This window comes from Microbacterium sp. (assembly GCF_035277845.1).
In the GTDB taxonomy this organism is placed as follows: Bacteria; Actinomycetota; Actinomycetes; order Actinomycetales; family Microbacteriaceae; genus Microbacterium.
Genome location: NZ_DATEJS010000315.1, coordinates 1 through 7,088, shown reverse-complemented (window position 1 = coordinate 7,088; position 7,088 = coordinate 1). Strand labels below are relative to the sequence as shown.

Annotated in this window: 2 protein-coding genes; both read right to left on the bottom strand. The window is 74.2% G+C overall.

Going from position 1 to position 7,088, the window contains the following annotated elements:
• Positions 1-152: 152 nt before the first annotated feature.
• Entirely contained in the window at positions 153-1,115 is a 963-nt protein-coding gene (locus VJR25_RS13935) for a MoxR family ATPase (protein ID WP_324116026.1), read from the bottom strand.
• 21 nt (positions 1,116-1,136) lie between these two features.
• A complete protein-coding gene (locus VJR25_RS13930; RefSeq protein WP_324116024.1) occupies positions 1,137-7,040 on the bottom strand; it encodes an Ig-like domain-containing protein in 5,904 nt (1,967 codons plus the stop codon).
• Positions 7,041-7,088: the final 48 nt, after the last annotated feature.

Below are 7,088 nucleotides of genomic sequence, written 5' to 3'. Positions count from 1 at the left end.
ACGACCCCCGCCGCCGTCGCCGCGGTCGCCCGCACCAGCACCGGCGCGCGCACCGCGCTCTGCGCCACCACGGTGCGCGTGGCGGTGAGCTCCGCACCCGACGACGATTCGGCCGGGCCGGGGGCGGCGGTGACGGTGCGCGGGGACACGCGCTACGCCTCCCGCTGGGTCGGCGGCGGCACGTCCAGCAGCGTCTGCCCGACGACGGCGTCGGCCGTGACGCCGTCGAACTCGGCCTCCGCATGCAGGATGAGCCGGTGCGAGAGCACCGGCACGGCGAGCGCCTTCACGTCGTCGGGGGTGACGTAGGTGCGCCCCTGCGAGGCGGCGCGGGTGCGGGAGGCGCGGGTGAGTGCCAGCGCACCGCGGATCGAGACGCCGAGCCGCACCTGCTCCGCCTGGCGGGTGGCATCCACCAGCCGGGCGATGTAGTCGAGGATCAGCGTGTTCGCGTACACCCCGTGCGCGAGCTCGGCCATCTCGGTGAGCGCGCGCGGGGTCACGACGGCATCCAGTTCCGCGGTCGGCACGGCGGCGCCGTCGAGGATGCGCAGGGTCGCGGCGTGGTCCGGGTAGCCGAGCGACGCCTTCATCAGGAAACGGTCGAGCTGCGCCTCGGGGAGCCGGTAGGTGCCGGCCTGCTCGATGGGGTTCTGCGTGGCGATCACGAGGAACGGCGACCCCACGGCGCGGCTGACGGCGTCCACCGTCACCCTGCCCTCCTCCATGACCTCGAGCAGCGCCGCCTGGGTCTTGGGGCTCGCCCGGTTGATCTCGTCGGCGAGCACCACGTTCGCGAACACCGGGCCGGCGTGGAAGGTGAACTCGCCCGACTTCTGGTCGTACACGGTGATCCCGGTGATGTCGCCGGGCAGCAGGTCGGGCGTGAACTGGATGCGCGTGTTCGTGCCCTGCACGGACTGCGCGAGCGCCCGGGCCAGCGACGTCTTGCCGGTGCCGGGCACGTCCTCCAGCAGCACGTGTCCCTCGCTGAGCACGGCGGTGAGCACGAGCTCCACCACGGCGCGCTTGCCGAGCACGGCGCGTTCGACGTTCTCGGCGAGCTGCCGGAACGTCTGGGCGAACCATGTGGCCTGGTCCTGCGAGATCGTCATGTGCCTGCTTTCGTGGAGAGGTCAGGGAACGGGCGGGGAACCCGGATCGCAGTCCCCGCCGAACGTGGTGGTGGCGGGATCCAGGCCCCAGGAGCGCCCGGACCAGTCGGCGGTCACCGGGATGCCCTCCACACTGGTCGCACCATACGGCACGGTACCGGGCACCGTCGTCGCGAGCTGCCGCCCGTCGGCATCCCGGTACACGATGTCCGCCGAATCGAGGGTGAACGTGATCTTCGCGGCCCCGTCGGTCGAGGTGCCGGTCGCGGCGAGCGCGGATCCGCCGGTGCACTGCGACACGCGCCAGTTCGCGGCGACCTGGTACGGGGCGCTGCCGGACGCCGGCACGACCAGTGCCGACCGGCTCTGCCAGCTGCCCCACGCGTGCCACACCCTGATGCCCGGGTCCGAGCCGATCACCGTGGAGGGGTACCCGGAGAACTGCGTGGTCACGCCCGGCGGCGGGTTGTCGGTCGACGACGTCGGCGTGGCGGAGATCAGCCACTGCGCGCCGCCCGACGCGAGGTCCGGCTTCGGGCCGACGACGAACGTGTACCCCGTCGGGGGCGCGTCATCCGGGTTCACCGTGATCTGGCGGGAGACCTGCGAGCTCGCGAACAGCTGGCCGCCGAACCAGGACTCGACGCACTCCGTGACCGTGTAGGTGCGGCCCACCGGCACCGTGAACCGGGCCGTGTCGGCCGATCCGGTCGCCTGGCAGGCCTGCGAGTCGAGCACGAAGCCGTAGCGCAGCACCGAGCCGTCGCCGTTGAGGTCCGCGGATCCCGACGCCGTCAGCGTGGCCGTGTCGCCGGACGCCTGCGAGGTGAGATCGAGGCCGAGGTTCTGCGGCGCGCCGACGCCGTTGCCGAGGGTCGAGCGCGACTGTCCGCTCGACGTGCCCTCCAGCCCCGGCGGCACGGGGAACCGCGACGTGGGGGTGACGGTGATGGTCGTCGCGCGGTTGCTGCCCACGGTGTAGCGGGGCACGGTGAGCGAGGTGTCGCCGCGGTGCACGGGCACGTCGATCGTGTCGCCGGTCGCGCTCGTGATGTGCAGGGAGCCGGTCTGGTCGGCCTCGATGCCGTCGATCCGCAGCGACACCACGCCGCCCGCGTCGCCCGCGGGCACGGGCGTGGCGGTGACGGATGCCGGAGCCTGCGGGGCGTCGTAGGCCCACCCGCTCGTGGACACGCTGCCGCGCGACTCGCCGACGGCGTTGCGGGATGTCGCCGTGTAGACGCGCTCCTCGCCGTTGGGTGCGCTGATCGTGCTGCACGTGCCGTCCGGGGTGCAGGTGGACACCACCTGACCCTCGGAGCGGATGACGAATCCGGTGATCGCCGGCCACGCGCGCTGGGCCGCGCCGGGGCTGACCTGCAGGTTCAGGGTGCCGTCGTCGTACGCCACCTGGGTGACGGCCGCGGGCGCCTGCGGGTACCCCTGCAGGTTCAGCTGCACCTGCGCCGCCGCGCTCGGCGGCGTGATGCGGCCCTGCGCGTCGCGCACCGCGGCCGACGCGGTGCACTGCTGGCCCGGAGTGTCGGCCTTCCACGTCGCCCGCACCTCACCGGGCCCGGCGACCGCGAAGGCCACGCCTTTGCACTCGGACGTCACCGACACCACCTGCAGCGGCGTGCGCGGCAGCGGGTTCAGCTCCCCGGGGGCGCCGACCACGCGGATCGTGCACGACGATCCGGATGCCTGCGTGCACTGCGCGGCCACCGTTCCGCCCTGCGGCAGCGCCGACGGCGCCGCTCCGACCCGCAGGATGAGCCTGGCCGGGGCGACGCCGGGCGAGCTGGTCACCCCGACGACGGCGACCTCCTCGGCGCCGGGGCTCGCGGCATCCCCCGCGGTGATCCGCAGGGTCGACCCGGTGTGCGTGACCGTGAAGTCGGCGCCGGCATAGGCGACCGTGTAGACGATGTGCGCCCAGTCGGCGCGGCCCTGCCAGGCCGTGAGGTCCTTCAGGTCATATGTGGAGGTCTGCCCCGGCCCGACCGTGACGGAGGCCGCGTTCAGCTGCGGCACGGGGGACGCGGCCATCACCTGGATCGGCACGGAGAGGTGGGTCCAGTCCGCCTGGCCGGCCAGCCGCACCGACACGACGCAGGCATCCGCCCACGGCGCCCCGGCTCCCGCCGTGTAGGTCACCGCGCCGCCCGTCACCGTGCATCGGGCGTGCTGCCGCGCGCCGGTGGCCGTGGCACCGGGCTGCACCTGCAGGGCGGCGCCGGAGGGCAGCGCGACGAGGTCGGCCATGCGCCAGGTCACCGAGCCGTTCTCCGGCACCCGCTGCGGCGCGAGGCCGGGCTTCAGCGTGAGCGGCAGGTCGTTCGCACCGGGGATCCGCAGGAAGCCGTACGTGGTGACCTTCTCCCCCGCCAGCGTGCGCCCGGAGAGCCGGAACGGGATGAGGCGGGCCTCGTCGGTGAGCCGGCCGCTGATGCGGTGGCCGGACGCCGTCACCCCGGCCGGGTCTCCCCACAGGCTCAGCGTCAGCGTCGACGGGTCGCCGCCGGTCCAGGCGACGTGGCCGGAGACGACGTCGACGCCCTGCGGGAACCGGTCGCGGTCGACCGCGGTGAGGGCGGTGTCGGTGACCACCGGGTAGTCGGGCACGGCGGCGCGCACGATCTGCACGACGATGCGCCCGCGCGCGGTGTTGCCGGTGGAGCTCTGCACGTCGTACAGATAGGAGATCGTGCCGGGGTCCTCGCCCGCGGTGACGGCGACCTGACCGGAGCCGACGCGGCGCAGCCGGGCGGCGAGGCGGGCGTACTCCGGGTTGGGGGTGCCGTCGGCGAGGGTCTTCACGGCATCCGGACGCACGTCCTTGAGCGTGAGGGTGCCGCCGGTCGGGTCGACGTCGTTCGCCAGTGGGGAGATCCGCACCGCGTTGCCGCTGCCGGCCTGCACGTCGACGTCGTCGGTGAACGTCACCGGGCTCGGATTCGCCTGCGCGTCGAGCACGCCGACCCGCACGGTGCCGGTGCCGGTCGCGCCGAACGAGTCCTGCGCCCGGTAGCTGAACGACGCCTGCCCGTGGAAGCCGGGCACGCTCGTGTACACGATCGACGAGCCGTCCGGCGAGATCGCGGCCGACCCGGATGCCGGCTGGGTGAGGATGCGGTCGAGGGTCACGGCATCGCCGTCGGGGTCGACCCCGAACGAGCGGAACGGGATCGTCGTCTGCTGCCCGGTGAGCACACGACCTTCCAGCGTGCCCGGCCGCGGGGCGCGGTTGGAGCCGTCTCCGATCACGGTGATGCGCACGGTCGCCGAGTCGGTGAGGTTCGGTGCGCCGGCGGCGGAGACCGCGTACCGCACCCGGTACTGTCCCGGCTTGTCGGGGGCGAGGTAGCGCAGCACGCGACCGGACGCGAAGGCGAGCGACCCGTGCCCCGCCGCGCCGAGCGAGCGCACGGATGCCGGGTCGAGCGTCATCGCCTGCCCGGAGGTGGACACGTCGTTGTCGAGCACCGGGATGTCGACCTGGGTGCCGACCCGCACCACCACCTGGTCGTCCACGGCGATCGGGGCCACCTCGGGGGCGGGCGGCAGCAGGTACACGGTGGCCTGGCCGGTGACGGAGCCGCCGACTCCCCCCGAGCCGTCCGACACGGTGTACTTCACGGTGCCGAGAAGGCCCGGCGCCCCGGTGGCGGTGGAGCCGGAGATGCGCAGGTAGTTCTGCCCGACGGCATCCACGGACATGTTCGCGCCGGGGGCGGGATGCGGGGAGACGTCGCTGAGCAGCAGCACCCGGTGCGTCGGATCGGAAACCGCGGTGAACACGTCGAGGGTGACGTCCTGCTTCGGACGCACGAAGGCGGTCACCGGAGCGGTCGCGAGGTCGGGCGGCGCGTTCGCGGGGAGTACTGTGACCCGGGCCGTGGCCGTGGCATCCGACGTCCCGTCCGTGACCGTGTACGCGACCCGGTAGGTGCCGGGCCGCGAGGCCGTGAAGTCGAACGAGGTCGTGCCGGCGGTGGGCACGGCGTCGGCGGGTGCGTCGTCCAGCACCCGGACGCTCGACAGCGACAGGCGGCCGGCCGTGCCGGTGACATGCGGTCCGGTGTCGACGCTCAGCCCTTGCGCGTGCGCGTCGACGACGGTGAACGACTGCGCGCTGAGCTTGGGCCGCGGCACCACGCGCACGGTGAGGGTGCGGGTGGTGGTGCGGCCGCGCGCGTCGCCGACGACGACCGTCAGGGGGATGACCTGCGCCTGCGTCTCGGACGGGTCCGGATGCCGGAACACGACGTCCCCGGCCGGCGTGGTCGCGACGGTGCCCACCCCGCTCGGGTCGTCGACACCGAGGAGCAGCACCGGGTCGCCCTCGGGATCGACCCAGCCGTCCATCACCGGCACCGTGACCGTGCCGCCGGGTGCCACCTGCGGGCTCGGCCAGTCGGCGAGGCATCCGGGCACGCCGCACCACTGCGGCGCCGTCTCGACGGTCGCCGGCCGCACGGTGAGGGTGACCGTGGCATCCGCGGAGTAGAGTCCGCCGCCGGAACCGGCCGCCGTGCCGTCGGTGACGCGGTACCGGAAGGTCGCGGTGCCGGTGGCCCCCGGCGCCACCTGGACGACGAGCCGCTGGTCGTCGTCCACGACCGACACGGTGCCGAACGAGGCGGGCAGCCCCGCCACGGAGCCCGGGTCGATGCTCAGCACGTCCTCGTTCGGGTCGTGGTCGTTCAGCAGCACGGGCAGGGGCACGAGGCTTCCGGCCCGCACCCCGAAGCTGTCCGGTTCGGCGACGGGGGGCTTGGGGTCGATCACGACGGGCGCACGCTGCTGGGACTGATCGGACACCGGATTGGTGCGGGCGCCGAGGGTCCAGTCCTGGCTCGACGGCAGCAGCCGGCCGGTCGCGGCATCCCACACCCAGCCCGACCGGGTCTCGTTGAGGATGACGCTGGACCCCGCTGCGGTGAGCACCGGGCGCCGGTCGTCGGGCAGGACGCGGCTGCCGTACGACAGCGCGCGGGAACCGCTGCCCGGCGCCGCGGAACCCTCGGCGGCGCGCCACAGCGTTCCGGAATCGGTGCCGAGCCAGGCGGCGTAGACGGTGCCGTCGTGCACGATGGGGGGCGCCGGGGCGCCGAGGTCGGTCGTGCCGCCGCCGGTGACCCGCACCGGCCGGGAGCCGTCGGCGGGCACCCGCACGAGGCCGGTGTCGTCGGCGATCCAGGCGGCCGGGCTGGCGGCGGACGGGACGCCGACGGCGACGGTGCCGACGAGTCTCAGGGCACGCGAGCCGTTCCTCGACCACAGGCGCCCGGCATCCTGATCGGCGAGGAACCACGTGCCGCCGGCTGCCGTCATCTGCAGGCTGTCGCTCGCCCCCGGCAGCGTGGGGGCGGCATCCTGTCCGCTCTCGGCGCCCGCGGGGATGCTGTAGCGCAGCACGATGCCCGACGTGCGGGATGCCGCGAACACCGTGCCGGCGTCGTCGACGGTGACCGCCTCCGCGCTGAACCCGCGCGCGCCGGACCGGTGGCCGGACGGCTCGACGAGCATCGGCGCGCCGCCGGACAGACGCCCGGCGTAAACGGCGCCGGCGTCGGTGCGATACGCGACGTAGTCCCCCGCGACGGCTGCGTCGACGGTGCCTGCGGGCGTGGATGCCGCCTGCCGCAGCGCCTGGTCGTCGAGGTCCACCGGCTGGGCCCGGTCGATGCGCGCGAGCTTGCCGAAGCTGTCGGCGAAGAGGAACGCGCTCGCGCCCACCTGCGCGACCGAGGTGGGGTTCTCGATCGTGCGCACCGTGTCGAGTTCACCGACGGCGGTGTTCACGCGCGCGTAGTGGCGCCCGGTGCCGGTCTGCAGCGCCCAGACCGCGGTGTCCGCGGGCGGTGTCTGCTTGGCGTCCAGGCCGGGCCACACGATGCTGACCGCGACGATGGATGCCACGGCCGCCGCTGCCGCGAGGGCAGCGAGCAGGGCTCCGCGACGAGCCAT